The organism is Nonomuraea sp. MG754425 (genome assembly GCF_021699195.1).
Taxonomy (GTDB): Bacteria; Actinomycetota; Actinomycetes; order Streptosporangiales; family Streptosporangiaceae; genus Nonomuraea.
This window is the reverse complement of sequence record NZ_SSXE01000002.1, coordinates 163054-182282: the sequence shown is the minus strand read 5'-3', so window position 1 is coordinate 182282 and position 19229 is coordinate 163054. Positions and strand designations below refer to the sequence as shown.

At 73.0% G+C, this 19229-nt stretch carries 14 protein-coding genes; 6 read left to right on the top strand and 8 right to left on the bottom strand.

What is annotated here, in order from left to right; translation table 11 throughout:
* A partial coding sequence (locus FAF44_RS01460; RefSeq protein WP_237101121.1) for a LamG-like jellyroll fold domain-containing protein occupies positions 1–1089 on the bottom strand: 1089 nt, incomplete at its 3' end.
* Between the two features lie 243 nt (positions 1090–1332).
* On the opposite strand from FAF44_RS01460, the gene FAF44_RS01455 reads away from it, so the two are divergent.
* Positions 1333–4176: a BTAD domain-containing putative transcriptional regulator gene (locus FAF44_RS01455; protein WP_237101120.1), complete on the top strand. Its 2844-nt coding sequence runs from the start codon at positions 1333–1335 to the stop codon at positions 4174–4176.
* Positions 4177–4198: 22 nt separating this feature from the next.
* On the opposite strand, the gene FAF44_RS01450 is transcribed toward FAF44_RS01455, so the two are convergent.
* Together FAF44_RS01450 and FAF44_RS01445 are read right to left on the bottom strand one after the other, a co-directional pair.
* Positions 4199–5086, bottom strand: a complete 888-nt coding sequence (locus tag FAF44_RS01450) for a sulfotransferase (RefSeq protein WP_237101119.1) — start codon at positions 5084–5086, stop codon at positions 4199–4201.
* Between the two features lie 207 nt (positions 5087–5293).
* Positions 5294–5938 carry a CatB-related O-acetyltransferase gene (locus FAF44_RS01445; protein ID WP_237101118.1) on the bottom strand — a complete coding sequence of 215 codons (645 nt, stop codon included), beginning with the start codon at positions 5936–5938 and terminating at the stop codon, positions 5294–5296.
* Between the two features lie 97 nt (positions 5939–6035).
* Between FAF44_RS01445 and FAF44_RS01440 the strand changes: the two genes are divergently transcribed.
* Together FAF44_RS01440 and FAF44_RS01435 are read left to right on the top strand one after the other, a co-directional pair.
* The gene (locus FAF44_RS01440; protein ID WP_237101117.1) at positions 6036–6731 is read left to right on the top strand and encodes a TetR/AcrR family transcriptional regulator; all 696 of its coding nucleotides are present in this window, start codon (positions 6036–6038) and stop codon (positions 6729–6731) included.
* A 64-nt stretch (positions 6732–6795) separates the two neighbouring features.
* Positions 6796–7809, top strand: a complete 1014-nt coding sequence (locus tag FAF44_RS01435; RefSeq protein WP_237101116.1) for a zinc-binding dehydrogenase — start codon at positions 6796–6798, stop codon at positions 7807–7809.
* Positions 7810–7930: 121 nt separating this feature from the next.
* Here the strand turns inward: FAF44_RS01435 and FAF44_RS01430 are convergent, their stop codons facing one another.
* Complete coding sequence (locus tag FAF44_RS01430; RefSeq protein ID WP_237101115.1) at positions 7931–9649, bottom strand: hypothetical protein; 1719 nt, start codon at positions 9647–9649, stop codon at positions 7931–7933.
* A gap of 282 nt (positions 9650–9931) precedes the next feature.
* Here FAF44_RS01430 and FAF44_RS01425 point away from each other — a divergent pair, with 282 nt between their 5' ends.
* On the top strand, positions 9932–12730 hold the full coding sequence (locus FAF44_RS01425) for an AfsR/SARP family transcriptional regulator (RefSeq protein WP_237101114.1): 2799 nt from the start codon (positions 9932–9934) through the stop codon (positions 12728–12730).
* 35 nt (positions 12731–12765) lie between these two features.
* On the opposite strand, the gene FAF44_RS01420 is transcribed toward FAF44_RS01425, so the two are convergent.
* Positions 12766–13428, bottom strand: a complete 663-nt coding sequence (locus FAF44_RS01420) for a helix-turn-helix domain-containing protein (protein WP_272893894.1) — start codon at positions 13426–13428, stop codon at positions 12766–12768.
* Between the two features lie 171 nt (positions 13429–13599).
* Between FAF44_RS01420 and FAF44_RS01415 the strand changes: the two genes are divergently transcribed.
* On the top strand, positions 13600–14472 hold the full coding sequence (locus FAF44_RS01415) for a type II CAAX endopeptidase family protein (protein WP_237101112.1): 873 nt from the start codon (positions 13600–13602) through the stop codon (positions 14470–14472).
* 29 nt (positions 14473–14501) lie between these two features.
* On the opposite strand, the gene FAF44_RS01410 is transcribed toward FAF44_RS01415, so the two are convergent.
* Positions 14502–15161: a response regulator transcription factor gene (locus FAF44_RS01410; protein ID WP_237101133.1), complete on the bottom strand. Its 660-nt coding sequence runs from the start codon at positions 15159–15161 to the stop codon at positions 14502–14504.
* A gap of 23 nt (positions 15162–15184) precedes the next feature.
* Positions 15185–16339: a sensor histidine kinase gene (locus FAF44_RS01405; RefSeq protein ID WP_237101111.1), complete on the bottom strand. Its 1155-nt coding sequence runs from the start codon at positions 16337–16339 to the stop codon at positions 15185–15187.
* A 175-nt stretch (positions 16340–16514) separates the two neighbouring features.
* Between FAF44_RS01405 and FAF44_RS01400 the strand changes: the two genes are divergently transcribed.
* On the top strand, positions 16515–17429 hold the full coding sequence (locus tag FAF44_RS01400; protein ID WP_237101110.1) for an alpha/beta fold hydrolase: 915 nt from the start codon (positions 16515–16517) through the stop codon (positions 17427–17429).
* A 5-nt stretch (positions 17430–17434) separates the two neighbouring features.
* Here FAF44_RS01400 and FAF44_RS01395 read toward each other — a convergent pair whose 3' ends face one another.
* A complete protein-coding gene (locus tag FAF44_RS01395) occupies positions 17435–19204 on the bottom strand; it encodes an alpha/beta hydrolase (protein WP_237101109.1) in 1770 nt (589 codons plus the stop codon).
* Between the last annotated feature and the right edge of the window lie 25 nt (positions 19205–19229).

Here is a 19229-nt window from a genome sequence, read left to right as displayed (position 1 = left end):
CAGGTCGCCGTTGCCGTCGTTGTCGAAGTCGCCGGCGATGGGGCGGCTGTAGGCCGACCAGCCGCCGCCCACCGGGACGGCGCTGCCGAAGTTGTTGGCGCCCTTGCCGTTCCAGACGTTCAGCGTGCCGGTGGCGGCCGAGAAGATGTCGCCGACGCCGTCTCCGTCGAAGTCCGCGCCGCGCGGGGCGGAGCCGGTCATCGCGGAGTAGTGCGACCTGAGCTCGGTCGCCGACAGTTCGCGGTTGTAGACGGCGAACTTGCCGACCGCGCCCTTGAAGTACGACTGGCCGTCGCGCGTGCCGACGCGGACCGGGGCGGAGCCCGGCTTCGGGGTGATGACGACCTCGTCGGCCGTGCCGGGGCGGTAGGCCAGGTGGTCGGTGCCCGACAGGACGCCGTCGCGGTAGACGCGCACCTTGCCGTATTCGCCCTCCGAGGTGTCGAAGGTGATCGCGTAGTGGATCCACTCGCCGGCCTTCACCGGCTGCTGGAAGAAGGCGCCGGCGCCGAGGCCGCCGTCGAGGTTCCAGGCATATCCGGATATGCGGTTCGGACGGTTCTCCGTATTCGTCTTCGAATACATCCGGCCCGCCCATTCGCGGTTGCCGCCACTGCCGGATTTCGTGCCCTTGCCCATGAAGTAGACGTAACCCGTCTGTTCCTGATCGGGGAACTGGAGGGTCTGCGGCATGATCCACGCCTCCACGGTGAACTTGCCCGTGGTGTTGATGTGGAAGGGCTTGGCGTCGGGCACCTCGAAATAGCCGGAGGATCCGTTGAAGATCGACGCGCCGTCGCCGTTCGGGAGCCTGAGCGTGCTGGTCACGTTACGGAAGGTGCCGACGTGACCGTTGCCGGTCCGGTCGCTCTCCTTGGCCTGCGACGGATGCGACAGCCGCCAGTACGCGACCGGACGATCGGCGAGGACCACGTCGTCGTACGTGCTCAGGCCGTCGGCCTGGGCCGTCGCGGTCGCCGGGGCGGTGAGCGCCGCCGCCGCCATCACCACCAGCAAGGTGGCACCCGCGCGTGCCGACAGGGCGCGCCGGCCGCTCGACGTGCTCCGGCCCGACCTTGCTGACACCATGCCTGCCTCGTCTTCGATCTGGGTACAGTCGTTCGACGGAGCACGATACAAGGAGCCGATATACCGCGGGTATATCGCAAGTGGCAGGTCGATATACCGAAGGCATACCGAATTATGCTGGGCTGCCCCCGAGCTATTGTGAACGGCCCAGGAAGGACCCGCCATGCCAGCGCCCGAGGAAGTGCGGCCACCCGGTGCCGTCGAAATGATCGTTCCGCCGGCGCGGCCGAACGGCGGCCGGCGTTGAAGGTCCGCGAATCCGGCGGTATAACACTGAGCGCTTCCTCCGGCTCGCCCCTGACCACCCTGGAGGTCGGCTTTCTCGGGCCCCTGGAGATCAGGGTGGGCGGGCGGTCGATCCGGCTCACGGGCCGCCGCCGTCTGGCCGTGCTGGCCCGGCTGGCGCTCGACGCCGGCAGTCCCGTCACCGCGCGCCAGCTCGTCACGGACGTCTGGGGGCAGACCTCGACGGCCACCGCCGCCAAGCAGCTCCAGATCGTGGTGTCGAAGGTGCGCGACGTGCTCGGCCCCGAGCCCATCGTGACCGTGCCCGCCGGCTACATGCTGGACCTGCCCCACGAGCGCATCGACGCGCACCACTTCATGACGCTGATCCGCCAGGCGCGGGCGGCCCGCGAGCGGCGTGACACGGGCACGGCCGACGGCCTGTTCCGGCGCGCGCTGGCCCTGTGGCGCGGGCCGGCCCTGGCCGAGCTGAACGACCCGTGGGCGCAGATCGAGTCCAGCCGCCTGGAGGAGGAGCGCCTGGCCGTCTTCGAGGAGCACGTCGAGCTGCGGCTGGCCGCGGGCGATCACCACGCGGTGGTGACCGACCTCGTCCCGTACGTGCGGGCCCACCCGCTGCGTGAGGGCCCGCGCGCCCAGCTCATGCTGGCGCTCTACCGCTCCGCCCGGCTGTCGGAGGCGCTGTCCGTCTACCACGAGAGCCGCACCGTCATGGTGGAGGAGCTGGGGGTCGAGCCGGGGGCCCGGCTGCGCCGGCTGCAACAGGCCATCCTCACCCGGGACCCGGTGCTCGAACTCACCACCCCCACGCAGACGGGCACGATTGTGCCCGCCGAGCTGCCCGCCGACACCCGGTCGTTCACCGCCCGGCAGGAGGAGGTGGAGTGGCTGCGGGAGGCGGTGCGGACCTCGGGCGTGGCCGTCGTGGACGGGCCGGGCGGCGTGGGCAAGTCCGCGCTCGCCGTGCACGTCGCGCACGCGATGGCGGGACGCTTCCGCGACGGCGTGCTCTACGTCAACCTCAACGGCTCGACCCCGGGGATGAAGCCGCTGCCGGTGCTCGACGCCCTCGGCCACCTGCTGCGCTCCCTGGGGCTGGACGGCTCCGCCGTACCGGCCGACCTGGACGAGGCGATGGCGCGCTACCGCTCGCTCACCGCGTCGAGCGAACTGCTCGTCATCCTCGACAACGCCCTCGACGCCCGCCAGGTGCGCCCGCTCATCCCGGCGGGGCCCGGCTGCCGCGCCGTCGTCACCAGCCGCGACACCCTGACCACCCTCGACGACGCCTGCCACCTGCACCTGGCCGGGCTGGGTGACGGCGACGCCGTCGCGCTGCTGGCCAGGATCGCCGGGCCCGCCCGGGTGCAGGGCGAGCCGGACGCCGCCGCCGAGATCGTCGAGCTGTGCGGCGGCCTGCCGCTGGCCATCCGGATCTCGGGGGCCCGCCTCGCGGCGCGGCCGGACTGGCGGCTGGTGGACCTCGTCGACCGCCTGGCCGACACCGCCCGCCGCCTGGACACCCTCCAGTACGCCGACCTGGCCGTACGCGCCGGCATCGCGGTCGGCCACGGACACCTGCGCGAGGAGCCCAGCGGCCACGACGCCGCGCACATCCTGCCGTTCCTCGGCCTGCTCGACACCCCGACCTGCACCCCGGCCACCACGGCCGCGCTGGCCGGCTGGTCCGAGGCGCGGGCGGAGGCGGCGCTCGAACGGCTGCACTCCGCCCGGCTCCTGGAGGGCGCGGGGCACGGCCGCTACCGCTTCCACGACCTCATCCGCCTGTACGCCCGCGAGCAGGCCATCCGCGCGCTGCCCAGGACGGAACGCGCGGCGGCGCTCAGCCGCGCCTTCCACCACTACCTGGCCACGGTCAACACCGCCACCCTGCTCGTGCACCCGCAGTTCTACCGGGAGCTGCTGTACACGGCGGAGCAGCCGGGCATCGAGTTCGTCAACGCGCGGGAAGCCAGCGCCTGGACCGAGGCCGAGCGGGAGAACCTGCTGGCCGTGGCCCGCCAGGCGGCCCAGTCCGACGACCCGCGGCTGGCCGTCGGGCTGGCGCTGGGGCTGCACTGGCCGTTCAACTACCGCGGCTGGGTCACCCACCTGGCCGAGGTGCACCGGACCGCGGCCGAGGTGGCCGCGCGCTGCGGCGACCGGCTCGGCCAGGCGCAGGAGGAGAGCTACCTGGGCTGGGTCTACCGGGATCAGGGACGCTACGAGCAGGCGGTCGTCCATCTGTGGCGGGCGGTCGAGTGCTACGGCGAGAGCCACCTGCCGCACCGGAACCTGGGCGCCTACAACAACCTCGGCATCGTCTACACCATGCTCGGGCAGCTCGACCTCGCCGAGGCCAACCTGTCCAGGGCGCTGGAGATCGTCGAGGAGAAGAACGACGGCTACGCCAGGGGCGCCGTCATCAACAACCGGGCGCACGTGCTCTACCGGCAGGGCCGGTTCGACGAGGCCATCGAGGAGGCGAGGGCGGCCGTCCTGGAGTGGAGCGCCGTCGGCTCCCTGTACGCGGAGGGGTCGTCCCGATCGACGCTGGCCCGCGCCTACATGCACGCCGGCCGCCTCGCCGAGGCGGCCGACACCTACCAGGTGGCGATGGCGCTGTTGCGTGAGGCCGGCTACCGCATCGGCTACGCCGTGACCGCCTGGTGGTCCGGCGAGACCCTGCACCGGCTGGGCCGGCACGAGGAGGCCAAGCGGGACTGGCACGAGTGCATCGCGACCCTGCTGGACACCCACCTGCTGACCCGCGCGGAGGCCGACGATCTGCTGGAGCAGGCCGTGCCGGACATGCCGCAGCCGATCAGGAACATGTTGTGAGCGCGCTCGGCGAGCCCGTCGCTCAGGCGTAGCCCCAGGTCGTGGCGTACTTGGCGAGCTTGGGCGGCAGGTCGTCGATCGTGTCGAAGGTGCGCGCGGTCTGGATCCGGCCGGACTTGATGTTGTCGCTGCGGTCGCCCAGGTTCGCCACGAACGCGTCCTGCTGGTGCCTGCCGTACTCGAGCATGCCCGGCTCCCAGTTCACGCTCAGGTAGGCGCAGATCTCGCGGGTGACCTGCGCGGGCTCCGCGGTGAGCCGCTCGTAGCGGACGGTCAGGCCGTCGAGGGTGCGGCGGGCCTGCTCCAGCGGCTTGAAGTACTTCAGCGCGGTGGCCTCCAGGGACTGCCTGGTGGTGGTGTTGTCCTTGCGGTTCTGCAGCGAGGAGATCACCCCCTCCGGGTGGCGCAGCAGGATGATGAACCTGGCGTTCGGCCAGGCGTACTTCAGCCGTTCCCAGATGAAGACGTTGCCGGGGGTCTTGTCGACCACGACGTCTTTTCCGCAGCGCAGCAGCTCCAGGTGCAGGATGCGGTCCCAGATGACGTGCTCCAGCTCCACCCGGTCGAGCCCGAGCTCCTGCATGGACGCCTCCGAGAAGCCGGGCGTCAGCTCCACCCCCAGGGTGCGCAGGTGCAGCTCGTGCGGGGCGCGGATCCGGGAGTGGCTGTTGAGCAGCATGCGCAGCAGCGTCGAGCCCGAGCGCACCGACGAGATCACGAAGACGGGCGAGTCCACCAGGCGCGGTGCGACGGGGAAGGTGTAGTCCACGAGTTGCGTGCGCTTCGGCGGCCGGCGGATGGCGGGCTCGTCGGAGCCGGCCGTCCCTGATGTGGCCAACTGCCGCGGTGGGCGGAACGCCTCGCGCAGAAGTCGTGCCCTTCTCTTGAAACCTTTGTTGACGACTCCCATGCGCGAATTTCTTGCCCTTTCACCCCCGTGTCCCCTTTTTCTCTTAAGTGAGTGGCAGGAGCCACTTGCGACATGATGGCACACTTGGGGATAAACATGATATAAGGTGAAACTGAAGGTTTCCTGGCAAGAAAGGGGCGGACCTTCAGAAATCACGATCATTAAATGGCGGCCGCCATTCCGTGCGGCCCGCCGGAATGGCTCCTGTCACGTGCGGGCGGCGGCCTCCAGGTCGGCGACGCTGCCGGACATGATCGTCCGGACGTGCTCCGTGACACGCTCCGCCGGCCAGTCCCACCAGGCCACCGCGAGCAGCCGGGCGACGTCCTCGTCGCTGTACCGGGTGCGGACGAGCCGGGCGGGGTTGCCCGCGACGATGCCGTAGTCGGGCACGTCGGAGGCGACCACGGCCCCGGCGCCGATGATCGCGCCGTGCCCGATCCGCACGCCCGGCAGCACCGTGGCGCCGTAGCCGAACCACACGTCGTTGCCGACGACGGTGTCGCCGCGGCCCGGCAGCCCGGTGAGCAGGTCGAAATGTTCGGCCCACGAGCCGCCCATGGTGGGGAACGGGAAGGTCGAGGGGCCGTCCATGCGGTGGTTGGCGCCGTTCATGATGAACCGCACGCCCGTGCCGATCGCGCAGTATCTGCCGATCACCAGTTTCTCCGGACCGTAGTGGTAGAGCACGTTGCGCGTCTCGAACGCGGTGGCGTCGTCCGGGTCGTCGTAATAGGAGTACTCCCCGACCTCGATCAGCGGGGAGGTGACCAGCGGCCGGAGCAGCACCACCCGCGGCTGTCCCGGCATGGGGTGCAGCACCGTCGGGTCGGCGGGGACGAGCGGGTTCACGGGCGTCTCCTGTCTGGGACTCCTGTGCGTCCCACGTGGGTGCGGCGGCTCGGCGTTGCCACCGCTATTGCGACAACTTCTACATTAAGATGGGGTCGTGGCGCCAATCGCCGGGCAACCGGACTCCGCAGCGACGACCCCCACCGAAGACGGCCCCCCGCCCCGCCGCCGCCCGGGAGGCCGCAGCGGGCGCGTCCGCGCGCAGGTCCTCGACGCGGTCCGCGCCGAGCTGGCCGAACACGGCTACGACGCGCTCACCGTCGACGCCGTCGCGGCCCGCGCCGGCGTGCACCGCGCGACGGTGTACCGGCGCTGGCGCGACGTCGGCGGCCTGCTCGCCGACGTCTTCGAAGCGGCGGGCGACGACGACTGGCAACCCCAGGACACCGGCTCGCTCCAGGGCGACCTGGCGGCGCTGAACCACGAGAACGTGGCGGCGCTGACCGCGCAGCCGCCGATCGCCGCGGCCCTGCTCGCCGCCTCGTTCCGGTCGGAGGAGGCCGCCCGCGGCGTGCGGCGGCTCTGGGCGGACCGCTACGCCCGCTGCGAGGTCATCGTCACCCGGGCCGTCCGGCGCGGGGAGCTCCCGCCGGGCACCGACGCGCGGCAACTCCTCATCGCCGCCACCGCGCCGCTGTACCACCACATCGTGCTCCTGCGCACACCACCCGACCCCGGCCTCGCCGACCACGCGGCCAGGACCGCCGTCCTCGCCGCGTCCGCCGGCGCCTTCGCCGGGCCTCCGGCGGCGGACGACGCCTTCGACGAGCCGCCGTCCGAGCGTGACGGCTGAGAATGGCACGTGGATCACGACCGGCGCGACCTCGCCCGGTGGAGCGCACGAAAGAGAGGCCGTCATGACGGAGATGCTCGCCGCCCGCCTGCACGTCCCCACCCGCGAGCTGCGCATGGAACGCGTGCCCGTGCCCGAGCCCGGCCCCGGCCAGGTCCGGATCGCGGTACGCGCCGCCGGCGTGTGCCTGTCCGACGTCCACCTGCTGGAGGGCTCGCTCACCCCGGCCCGGCTGAACGGCGACACCGTGACGCTCGGCCACGAGGTGGCCGGGGTGGTGGACGCCCTGGGCGCGGGCGTGGACGCCTGGACGGCCGGGCAACGCGTGCTGCTCCAGGCTGGCGAACTGGACCTGCACGGCACGGTGCTGACCCGGGGCGTCGACTACGACGGCGGTTACGCCGAATACGCGCTGGCCAGTGCCCGTACGGTGGTGCCGATCCCCGACACGCTGCCGTTCGAGCAGGCGTGCATCATCCCCGACGCCGTCTCCACCCCGTGGGCGGCCGTGACCGCCACGGGCGCCGTCCGGCCAGGTGACGCCGCGGCGGTGTGGGGCGTCGGCGGGCTCGGCGCGCACGCGGTGCAACTGCTGCGGCTGGCCGGCGCGGCTCCGGTGATCGCGGTGGACCCGCTGGCCGGAGCCAGGCAGCGGGCCGCCGCCCGCGGCGCGGACGCCGCGCTCGACCCGTCCGATCCGGGCTTCCGCGACACCGTCATGGACCTCACGGGCGGGCTCGGGCTCGACGCCGCCTTCGACTTCGCCGGCGTGGCGCCGGTGCGCGAGCAGGCGCTGCCGCTGCTCGGCAGGGGTGGCCGGCTGGTCGTCGTCGGCCTGGCCAACCAGCCGATCACCGTCCCGAACGACATCGGCCTGGCCTACTTCGGCCAGTCCGTCCGCGGCCACTACGGCTCCGCCCCCGAGGACGTGCAGCGGCTGGTCACGCTGGCCGCGCGCGGGCGGCTGGAGCTGGGCGGGTCGGTGAGCGACGTGCTGCCGCTGGCCGAGGCGGGCACGGCGCTCGACCGGCTGGCCCGCAAGGAGGGCGACCTGATCCGCCTGGTCCTACACCCCTGACCTGCCCGCCCTCCGGGGCGCGGGCGCTCAGCGCTGGGGTGGCCTGACCTGCCCGCCCTCCGGGATGCGGGCGCTCAGCGCTGAGGTGGCCGGATCCGCTCGCTCTCCTGGGTGCGGGGGCTCAGCGCAGTGCCTCGATCTTCTCGCCCAGTTCGTTGACGCCCGACAGCGAGGGGGCCCGCCTCCTGGAGACGGCGGACGCGCCCGCGACCGCCCGCCCGTTCAGGGTGATGCGGACGACCCGCCGGCTCCCGGCCGCCACGTAGTACCCCTTGCCCGACGGCGCCCGCCACCAGGCCCCCATCAGCACGTCGCGCCGCAGCCGGCTGCAGTCCCACGAGTTCGCCCGGTCGCCGGTCAGCGTGGTGGCGGTGCGCCCGCCGGCGGTGCTGAAGAGCACGCCCCGCACGGTGCTGCCGCCCGTCGCGTCCGTCAGCCGCAGGCAGACCCAGCGGCCGTGCGCGCCCTCGGGCAGCCCGCCGCGCCAGAACTCCCACACGGTCGCCGCCTGGATCTCGCCCTCGGGCCGCTCCATCGCGCAGCCCAGGCCCTTCCACGCGGTGAAGCCGCCGGGCACGGTGTCGAGTTCGCTCGGGCCGTACCGGTTGATCTCGGCGGGGGGCGGCGGCTGGTAGTAGGCGTTCGCCAGCGACAGCCGGCCGAAGTCCACCATCGTGTACGGCATGCCGTGCGCGATCTCCGGCGCCCGCAGCCGCAGCACCGGCCCGCGCCAGCAGCCCTTGCCCGCCGGCGTCTTGACCGGCGCGGTCACGCCGTCCTCGACCCGCACCTTCCGCCAGTTCGGGTGCGAGCCCGCCAGCGGCGCGGCCGAGACCTCGCGCACCCAGGGCGGCAGCAGGTAGCGACTGCCCTCGCCGGTGGTGGTGAGCTTGAGCGGGCTGGCGCCGTCCGGTTTGGGGCGGGGTGCGGGGAACGTGGCCAGTTCGCCCGCGCCGCCGTCTTCGGTGTAGCGGGCCACCTGCTCGCCCTGGCGGACCAGCACCACGGTCGAGCCGTCGAGCCGGCCCGCGTACAGGACCTGGCCGTCCGGTCGTCCCCAAGCTCGCAGGGCCCGGGTGATCAGGGCCCGGTCGCCGGTCAGCGAGCCTCGGGCGGACCAGGTCGCCAGGTCCAGGTCGGTGCCGGCGCGCCAGGCGCCGGGGGAGGCGGTGATCGCCCGCGGCGCCGCCGCTCCCGCCGCCACCGCCGGCGGGGGCTGGGCCGTGGCGGTCTCGGGGCCTTCGGGCAGCGACAGCGCCGTCAGCCCGGTCAGCAGGCACACGACCGCGACGGCGGGCAGGCCGATCCGGATGCGCCGGTTCAGCGGGCGGGCGTAGCAGCGGGCCAGCGTCGGGTCGGCGGCCGGCCGGAACATCACGGCCGCCCCGTCGCCGAACCTGGCCTCCAGCGCGGCGACCGCGGCCAGGGCGCCGGCCGGGTCCGCCACCCGCGCCCCGGCCAGGATCGCCCGCACCTCCGGCTCGGGCCGCCCCTCCATCCGCAGCAGCGCGTACGCGGCCCGGGCGGCGGGCCGCAGCGCGTCCAGTTCGGTGGTGAACGCGACGTCCGCGCCTCTGGTGAGCGCCGGCACCGTCTCCATCCGCGTCAGCCGGCCGGCCCACGGTGTGATCAGTCTGTGCAATGTCCTGCGCAGCAGCGCCTTGCGCAGGCCGATCGGGTCCCGGCCGTGGTGGCGGGCCAGCGCGGCGGCGGCCAGCCGGTGCGCCAGCACCAGCCGGCGCTCCTCGCCGAGGGCGGGAGGGAGGGTCAGGTAGGCGATCCAGACCAGGTCACGGTACGGACGCGCGAGACTCCTGCTGGATCTGATGGACCGGCGCACAGAGTCCTCACATAGTGTGATGAGAAGGATGCTTATCGTGATAGCAGGGTAGTTGCAGGCCCTTCCGGTCATGTGCGGGATGGCGAAAGTCGCCGGAAACTGGGTCGTCCCCGTTCGGCGCTGATCTGCCACAATGCACACATAAGCCGCGTTCCAGCCGGACGCGCTCCCACTCCCGCCGCGCGCCGCCCCGGCGCGGCGATCGAATGCAGGTTTCCCAGCGACCGATCTGACGATGTCGCTAGAATTCCGCATCTTCGCGGACGACGGGAGGGTGCCTTGATGCTGGAGATCAGGTGCCTCGGCCCGATGGAGATCGAGGTCGACGGGGTTCCGGTCAAGCTGGCCGGGCAGCGGCGGCTCGGCGTGCTGGCCCGGCTCGCCCTCGCCGCGGGGCAGATCGTCCCCACCGGTCAACTGCTCGCCGACGTGTGGCCGCGCAGTTCCCCCGCGACGGCGGTCAAGCAGTTGCACATCGTGGTGTCGAAGCTCCGGGAGACGTTCGCCGCGCACGCGGACACGGAGATCATCGAGACCGTGCCCGGCGGCTACCGGCTCGTGGCCGCGCCGGAACAGGTGGACGCCCACGTCTTCATCGACCTGGTCAAGCAGGCGCGGGCGGCCCGCGCGGTGGGCGCCACCGAGGCCGCGGACCCGCTGTTCCGCGCGGCGCTCGGGCTGTGGCGGGGACAGGCGCTGGCCGAGTCGGACGCCCCCTGGGCCAGGACCGAGGCCGCCCGCCTCGACGAGGAGCGGCTGGAGGCGCTCGACGACCACGCCGACCTGCGACTGGCCGCCGGTGACCATCGCGTCCTGATCGGCGATCTGGCCGGGCACGTCCGGGCGCACCCGCTGCGGGAGCGCACCGCCGCCCAGCTCATGCTGGCTTTGTACCGCGACGCGCGGGCGTCCGAGGCGCTTGAGGTCTACCAGGGCCTGCGCCGGGCGATGGTGGCCGACCTGGGCGTCGAGCCCGGCGACGAGGTGCGCCGCCTCCACCAGGCCGTGCTCACGATGGACCCCGGACTCGACCTCGCGCCCGCGCGGCGGCGTCCGCCGGTCGGGCACGTCGCCCCGACCGAACTGCCCGCCGACATCCAGGCGTTCACGGCGCGGACGGCCGAGATGGAGCGGCTGCGCGACGACCTGCTGAACGACGCCGCGGTCATCGTGATCGACGGGCCCGGCGGCATCGGCAAGTCCGCGCTGGCGGTGCACGTCGCGCACACCGTCGCCGGGCGGTTCGCCGACGGCGTCGTCTACGTCAACCTGCACGGCTCGACGGCCGGGTTCGCCCCGCTCGCGCCCATCGAGGCGCTCCGCCACCTGCTGCGCTCCCTGGGCCTGGACGGCGCCGGCGTGCCCGCGGACGCCGAGGAGGCCGCCGCCCGCTTCCGCTCGCTCACCGCCACGGCCGACCTGCTGGTGATCCTCGACAACGCGCGCGACGTGCGCCAGGTCCGCCCGCTCATCCCGGCCGGGCGCGGCTGCCGGGTCATGATCACCAGCCGCGACCCGCTGACCACCCTGAACAACGCCCGGCGGCTGCGTCTCGGCGCGTTCGACGACACCCACGCGGCCACGCTGCTGGCCCGGGTCGGCGGAGCCGCCCGCGTGCGCGCCGAGTCGCGGGCGGCGGAGGAGATCGTCCGGCTCTGCGGGGGTTTCCCGCTGGCCCTGCGCATCGCGGGCGCGCGCCTGGTCGCCCGTCCCGACTGGTCGCTCGCCGATCTGGCGGTCCGGCTGGCCGACGCCACCAGGCGGCTCGACCTGCTGGAGTACGCCGACCTGGCCGTCCGCGCCAGCGTCGCCGTCAGCCACCAGCACCTGCGCGAGGAGCCCGCCGGCCAGGACGCGGCCCGGCTGCTGCCCCTGCTCGGGCTGCTGGACCTGCCCACGCACACCCCTGCCACCACGGCCGCGCTGGCGGGCTGGAGCGTGCCCCGCGCCGAGGCCGCGCTGGAGCACCTGATGGACGCCCGCCTGCTCGAACCCGCCGGGCCGGGCCGCTACCAGTTCCACGACCTCGTCGGGCTGTACGCGCGGGAGCAGAGCGTCCCCGCCGAGGAACGGTCGGGCGCGGCCGGTCGCGTGCTGCAGCACTACCTGGCCACCTCGCAACGCGCCTGCACCATGGTGAACAGCCCCAACGCGAAGTCCGACGTGTTCGCCACCGACCGGGCCGGCGAGGAGATCGCCACCCTGGAGGCGGCCAACAACTGGCTCGACAACGAGCGGGACAACCTGCTGGCCGCGGTACGGCAGGCGGCGCGGGAGGGCGACAGCGCGGCGGCGGGGCTCGCCGACGCGCTCCAGTGGCTGTTCAACCGCCGGGGCTGGTTCGTCGAGCTGATCGAGGTGAGCGAGGAGGTGCTGCGCCGGGCCAGGCAGGACGGGGACCTGACGGCCCAGGCGTACCTGCTGCAGGGGCTGGCCTCCGCGCACCAGCAGCTCGGCCGCTTCGAGGAGTCGATCTCCCTCATGCGGGCCGGCCTGACCTGCTTCGACCAGGCCGGACTGCCCGACAGGAAGGCGGGGATCCTCAACGACCTCGGCATCACGTACACCGTGATGAACCGCTACGACGACGCCTTCGCCGCGCTGGCGGAGGCCCTGCTCATCACCGAGCGGACGGGGCGCCGCGACCACCAGGCCTACGTCCTCAACAACCGGGCGCAGGTCTACCACCTCGTGGGCAGATCCGCGCAGGCCGTGGACGAGGCACGGCTCTCCCTGGCGATGGCGGAGGAACTCGTCAGCGACACCGGCGGCCTCGGTCTCATCCACGACACCCTCGCCGATTCCCTGCGGGCCCACGGCCTGCTCGAGGAGGCGGTCGAGGAGTACCGGCGGGGGATCAAGCTGCTGTGGGAGACGGGCTACGCCATGGCGACCGCCGTGTCCCACTGGTGGCTCGGCCACACGCTGAACGACCTGGGCCGGAAGGAGGAGGGCCGGGCGGCCTGGCGGGCGTCGCTGGAGATCCTGCGCGAGTCCCGGCTGCTCACCGCCGCCGAGGTGAAGGGGTACCTCGCCCAGCCGGTTCCGGAGACGCCGGAGCCGATCAGGAACCAGGTGTGAGCCCGGCCCAGTGACGCCGGTTCAGTGACGCCGGTTCAGTGACGCGGGCTCGGTGAGGCCGGGCCTGAGGTCTGGTCTGAGGTCTGCTCTGCGGTCGAAGCTGCGGTCGAAGCCGGGGTCGAAGCCGGGGTCGGCTCGGGCTTGTCGGGCATGACGACGACGCTGAAGACGTGCCGGGCGCGGCCGTCGCCCTCCGTGTGGCCGGCACGCGCGGCGACCAGGGCCTCGATCTCCTCGACCAGAGCGGCGAACTCGTCGCCGGTCAGCCACACCACGCCCTGCCGGTAGAGCAGGCCCTCGTCGGCCGGGTCGGCGTCGTCGCCGCCGAGGTAGCGGTCGAAGTCGCTCATCAGCGTCGCCGAGAACGCGGTGAACGCCTGGCGGTGATCGTCGAGCGTCATCTCCTGGCGGGCGGCCAGGTCGACCACCGCGCGGTCCTGGCGCACCCGGTAGCTGCGCTCCACCGAGCCGCGTACCCGCCGCTCCTCCGCCACCTCCAGCACGCCCGCGTTGGCGAGCACGGCGACGTGCCGGTACATCGTCGCCGGCGGGATGTCGGGCAGGCGTTCGAGGAGTTGCCCGGTGGTTAACGGGTCGGGGCCGAGCATGGCCCGCAGGATGCGCCGTCGGACCGGATGGAGGAGAAGATTCGCGGTTGTCACGAGGTGTTTTCTCACTTCTGATAACGTTCTCGGCATTTGAGAACCATGAGAGGCGGTCCGTGCAGGGCACCACCACGATGGTCACACACGGAGGACGACACCGCCCGACGGACACGATCCGACGGTCAGAGCCTCCGCCCGCCCACCGCCCATCCCCTGCGGAAAGTCCCTGAGATTCCTCATGCGACACCTGACAAGGAAAGCAGCATGACCACCACACCCCCCGCCCACCAGAAAGGCGGCCTCACCCTCTTCTTCGCCGTCACGTTCGCGGCGAGCTGGGCGTGCTGGCTCGTCACGATCGTCCTCGGCGAACCCGCCATGAGCTTCCCCGCCATCGTCCCGTACCTGCTCGGCGCGTTCGGGCCGACGATCGGGGCGGTGGTGATCCGGGTGCGCCGGGCCCGCACGAAGGAGCCCGTCCCCGCGCACGCGGTGCCGACCCGGCTGAACGCCCGGCTGGCCTGGGCGCCGCTGCTGCTGGTCGTCGCGTCGGCGACCGTGCTGGCGGCGGCGCTGCTCGTGCAGGTGTCGGACGGGGTGGTCGTGGACCTCACCGCCGCCGGAGCGATGATCCAGGCCATGGGCGGGCCCGTGGCGTTCCTCGCCCTCATGCTCCTGGGCGGCCCCCTGTCGGAGGAGCCCGGCTGGCGCGGCACCGCCTATCCGCGGCTGCTCGCGTCGATGGGCCGCGTCCAGGCCGCCCTGCTGCTGGGGGTCATCTGGGCGCTCTGGCACCTGCCGCTGTTCTTCGTCAACGGCACCATCCAGGCGGCCTACGGCCTGGCCAGCCCGAACGGGGTCCTCTACCTCATCAGCATCATCCCGATGGCGCTGCTCATCGGCTACGCCTACGAGCGCGGCGGCGTCGTGACCGCGATCGCGGTGCACCTCGGCGTCAACGGGACGGTGGCGCTGCTGGGCGTCAACTCGCCCAAGACCCAGGCGCTCATCATCGGCATCCAGGCCATCGTCGCGCTGGCCCTGATCGCCGGACGGCGATCGGCGCGTGACCCCGAGGCGGGTGCGCGGCCCGAACCGGAGCAGGCCAGGACCGACGCGTCACACCCCGCTCGCTGACCCCGCCGCGAGGCGCGCCGGTGCCCCGCTCAGGTCACCAGGCCCGTGCGGTAGGCGTAGACCACCGCCTGCACGCGGTCGCGCAGGTCGAGCTTGGTGAGGATGCGTGACACGTACGTCTTGACGGTCTCCTGACTGATCACCAGCGTCGCGGCGATCTCGCTGTTGGAGCGGCCGTCGGCGATGAGACGCAGCACCTCCAGCTCGCGCGGGGTCAGCGCGGTGTCGTCCGGGGTGGCCTGGACGGGGCGGATACGGGCCGCGTACCTGCCGACGAGCCGGCGTGTCACCTCGGGGGCCAGCAGCGCGGCGCCGGACGCCACGGTGCGGATGCCGTTCAGCAACTGCGCCGGCGGGGCGTCCTTGAGCAGGAAGCCGCTCGCGCCGGCGCGCAGCGCCTCGTAGACGTACTCGTCCAGGTTGAACGTCGTCACCACGAGCACCTTGACGGGGTCCTCGACCCCGGCCCCGGCCAGCAGGCGGGTGGCCTCGATGCCGTCGAGCACCGGCATCCGCACGTCCATGACCACCATGTCCGGCCTCAGCCGGCGGGCCAGTTCGACCGCGGCGCGGCCGTCGCCGCACTCGCCCACCACCTCCAGGTCGGGCTGCGCGTCGATGATCGTCGCGAAGCCGGTGCGGATCAGTGCCTGGTCGTCGCAGACCAGGACCCGGACCGGCGCGTCCACGGCGGGCTGCGCGGGCAGGACGTTCACGCCGGGCCGCCCGAGGGGATGCGGGCCTGTACGAGGAAGCCGCCGCCGGCCTGCCGGTCCGCGCTGAACTCGCCGCCGACGGACTCGACCCGCTCGCGCAGCCCGGTCAGGCCCCGGCCGCTGCCACCGGGGGAGGCGGCCCGCGAGCCGGTGCCGTCGGTGCTGACCTCCACGGTCATCTCCTTCTCGCCATGGCGTACGCGGACCTCGGTACGGCTGCCATGGGCGTATTTGAGGGCGTTCGTCAGGGATTCCTGTACGACCCTATAGGCCACGAACTCCGTGTCGCCCGCCGATCGCGCCGCGTTGCCCTCCTCGGTGAACTCCACCGGCTGCCCGGCCTGGCGCGTCTGCTCGACGAGGGTGCGCAGCTCGCCGGCGGACGGCGTCCCGACGTCGGCGTCGTGCTCGGCCTTGAGCAGGTCGAGCATCTGCCGCAGGTCGGCGATGGCCCGGCGGCCGGTGTCGGTGACGGAGGACAGGGTGCTGTCGAGGCGTTCGGGGGCGGCGGTCAGGTAGCGGGCCGCCTCGGCCTGGACGACCATCGCCGTCACGTGGTGGGTCACGACGTCGTGCAGTTCGCGGGCGATGCGGGTGCGTTCGGCGGCGCGGGTGGCCTCGGCGACGTGGCGGCGGCGTTCCGCCTCGGCGGCCCGGGTGGAGCGCAGCCAGGTGCCGATGCCCCACGGGAGGGCCAGCGCCGCGAAGAACAGCAGGTAGTCCGCCACCTGCTCCGTCGAGCCGAGCAGGTTGAGCACGAGCACGAACGGCACGTACGCGGCGGACAGGACGAGCACCGTGACCCGGCGGTGCCGCTCCAGATGGGCGCCGGCGCTGATGAGCGCGATCGGCAGCGCGGTGCCGGCCAGCGTGTGGTAGGCGAGGAACTGGTCCAGCACGAAGCCGAGCGTCACCAGGACGAGGCTCGTCGCCGGCCACCTCCTGCGCACGATGAGCGGCAGGCACTCCAGCGCCACCACCAGGATCCCCAGCGCGTCGAAGGGCCGGGCCGGCATGTTGCCGAGCTGGGTCCCGTTGCCGTGGAAGGCCGGCACGAGCGACACGGCGAACGCCAGCAGCGCGAACGGTAAGTCCCGGAGCGTGACATCGCACCGCCGCCACAGTTCCGAGACCTGCCGGAGATCCATCATCGGGCGAGCGTAGCCGGGGCGCTTGTCCCCCATGAGAGCTACCGGTGAATGTCCTCCGTACGGTGACGATTCCGGCACCTCCGATTCCATAGCGTTACCGGCATGGGGCACGGCGCTTCGACCGGCTCCCACCGCAACCGCCGTGCGAACCGTCTCGGCGTCACTGGAGGACCTCATGCTTCGCAAGTTCAAGGCATCCGTCGTGGCCGCGCTGTGCACCGCCGCGCTCGGCGCGGGGATCACCGGCTGCGAGGCCGACTCGATGGACGACTGGGACCCGTTCGCCGGCACCTCGCTGGGCGCCGAGCTCGACCCGATCTCCGGCATCGAGAAGATCAAGGTCGGGGGCCGGTCGGTGAACGTGTCCTGCTCCGGCACCCCGGCGCAGGGCCGGCCGGTCATCGTGCTGCTGCACGGAGGGGGCGACGGGCTGGACAAGCTGGCCGCCCTCCAGAAGACGCTCAGCAAGAAGAACCGGACCTGCTCCTACGACCGGCTCGGCGCGGGCGCGAGCGACAAGCCGGACGGACCGCAGGACTTCGCCGCCACGGGGAAGATCCTGACCGGAGTGCTCGACCGCGTCGCCGGCGAAAACCCGGTGGTCCTGGCCGGGCACTCGCTGGGCGGGCTGGTCGCCGCCAGGTACGCCCCCGACCACCAGGACCGCGTCAAGGGCCTCGTCCTGCTGGACACCACCTCGCCCACGATGCAGGACGACATCACGAAGGCGATCCCGGAGTCCGCCAAGGGCCCGGCGGCCGAGGTGCGCGCGCAGAACCTCGCGATCTTCCAGGGGCAGAACCCGGAGCAGCTCGTCATCGCCGACGGCAAGGTGCTTTCCGCCGGGAACATCCCGGTCGAGGTGGTCAAGCACGGGCAGCAGTACCTGGCGGCCGTCCCCACGTACGGGCCGCGCCTGGAGCAGGCGTGGACCGCGGGCCAGCGCAAGTGGCTCGCGCTGTCCGGTGACAGCAGGCTGAGCACGGCCGCCAAGAGCGGGCACTACATCTACGTCGACCAGCCGGACGTCGCCGTCCAGGCCATCGAGCGCGTCACCGCGCAGGCCGCCCGCCAGGCGAGCGGCGGTTGACCGGATCAGCCGGGGGACGCGGAGCCCGGTGCCGGGGCGGCGGGAGCCGGCCCGGTGAAGGGCACCGTGTCCGGCCGGCAGGTGGCGTCCTTCGCGGGCGGCGTGCCGTCGAGCAGGTAGCGGGAGGTCGCCTCCACCACGCAGGTGGACTGCTGGGCGGCCACGTGTCCCCAGCCCTCGTTGACCAGCAGGCGGCTGTTCGGCAACATCCCGTGCACCCGCCGCGCCGACCACAGCGGCGTCGCCGGGTCGAACGCGTTGTTCACGATCAGGACCGGCTCGCTGGTCCGGGCGTTCCACGGGCCCTCGTGCCGCAGCTCGTTCGCGCTGCGCCAGGGCACGCACGAACTGTCCTCATAGGCGCGCAACGCGCCGAACGGCCCCGCGTGCCTGGCGCGTTCCGCGGCCAGCTGGGCCAGATCCCGCGCACTCCCCGGGACGTCCACCTCCCCGCAGGTCACCCCGTGGTAGGCCGCCGTGATCGGCGAGGTGTACGGCGTGCCGCCGATCCCCGCCTGCCGCAGCAGGGTCACGTCGGCCGCGAGCGCGGCGCCCGCCGGGCCCGACGGATCCTCGATCGCCTCCTCGACCGCCTTCAGGAACGGCGCCCCGCCGCCCTGGACGTTCCAGAACATCGGCTGGTAAAGCCAGCTTCCGGTCCACGTGAGCACGAAGGAGTAGGTGAGGGGGACCGTGGTGCCGTCGCTCGCCCTGAGCGGCACCGGCCCCTTCCGCAGCGCGTTCATGACGCGCTCGAACGCCGCCTCCGGATCGCCGCCGCCGAACGCGCACCGCTCGCCGCCCGCCGCGCAGAGCCGGAAGAACTCCCGCAACGTCCGCAGGGTGGCCACGTCGCTGCCGGTGCGGGCCGACTTCGTGGTGCCGGGCCGGCCCGCGTCCCTCCGGACCGGGTCCAGGACGCTGTCGAAGACGAACCGGCCGGTCCGGTCGGTGAACAGGTTCGCGTACACCATGCCGAGGTAGGTGCCGTAGGACTGGCCCAGGAAGTTCAGCCGCCGCTCGCCGAGGGCCGCCCGCACCAGGTCGAGGTCGCGCGCGATGGCCACGCTGCTGAGGTGGTCGAGCAGGTCGCCGCTGCGCTCGCGGCACAGGCGCGCGTACCGGACGTCGGCCCGCTCCCGCGTGCGCCGCTCCGCCGCGGTCAGCGGCGCGTTGGACACGTCACGGGCCAGCGCCTCCGCCTCCTCCGGGTTCTCGAAGCACCGTACGGCCGGCGTGCTGCGGCCGGAGCCGCGGGGATCGACGCCGACGATGTCGTACCTGGCCAGCACGCCGGAGTTCACCGGGCTGGGCAGTGCGCCGGCGACGATGCCGTTGAGGTAGTCGACGGCCGAGTAGCCGGGGCCGCCGCGGTTGACCACCAGCGACCCCAGTCGCCGGGCCTGGTCCGTGGCGGGGATCCGCGCCAGCGCCAGCGTGATCGTCTCGCCACGCGGGCGGCTGTGGTCGAGCGGCACCTCCGCGGTGGCGCACTGCAGGCTCGGCGCGTCGGCGCACGCCCGCCACGCCAGTTTCGGCACGCGGACCCCGTCCACGACGCCGGCCGTGCCCGTCCCGGCGGAGGACTCCGCCGCCGGCGGCACGGCCGCGGCCGGCGGCACGGCGCCGCCGGCCATCCCCAGAAACCCCAGCGTCACCCCGGCCAGTCGCCATGGCATGGATCGCTCCCCCGTCCCGGTACGGCGCGGCAGGGTGCCGCGCTCGTCGTCGATCCTTTCCCGGAGGGCGGCGGGGACGGCAGTCTCCGATCTCATCGCCTGCCGATGACATCTGTCACGA

Coding starts and splice junctions, on each gene's coding strand:
- FAF44_RS01450 (WP_237101119.1), bottom strand. CDS start 5,086: ATGGGAGTCGTCAACAAAGGTTTCAAGAGAAGGGCACGACTTCTGCGC.
- FAF44_RS01435 (WP_237101116.1), top strand. CDS start 6,796: ATGACGGAGATGCTCGCCGCCCGCCTGCACGTCCCCACCCGCGAGCTG.
- FAF44_RS01425 (WP_237101114.1), top strand. CDS start 9,932: ATGCTGGAGATCAGGTGCCTCGGCCCGATGGAGATCGAGGTCGACGGG.
- FAF44_RS01420 (WP_272893894.1), bottom strand. CDS start 13,428: ATGCCGAGAACGTTATCAGAAGTGAGAAAACACCTCGTGACAACCGCG.
- FAF44_RS01415 (WP_237101112.1), top strand. CDS start 13,600: ATGACCACCACACCCCCCGCCCACCAGAAAGGCGGCCTCACCCTCTTC.
- FAF44_RS01405 (WP_237101111.1), bottom strand. CDS start 16,339: ATGATGGATCTCCGGCAGGTCTCGGAACTGTGGCGGCGGTGCGATGTC.
- FAF44_RS01400 (WP_237101110.1), top strand. CDS start 16,515: ATGCTTCGCAAGTTCAAGGCATCCGTCGTGGCCGCGCTGTGCACCGCC.
- FAF44_RS01395 (WP_237101109.1), bottom strand. CDS start 19,204: ATGAGATCGGAGACTGCCGTCCCCGCCGCCCTCCGGGAAAGGATCGAC.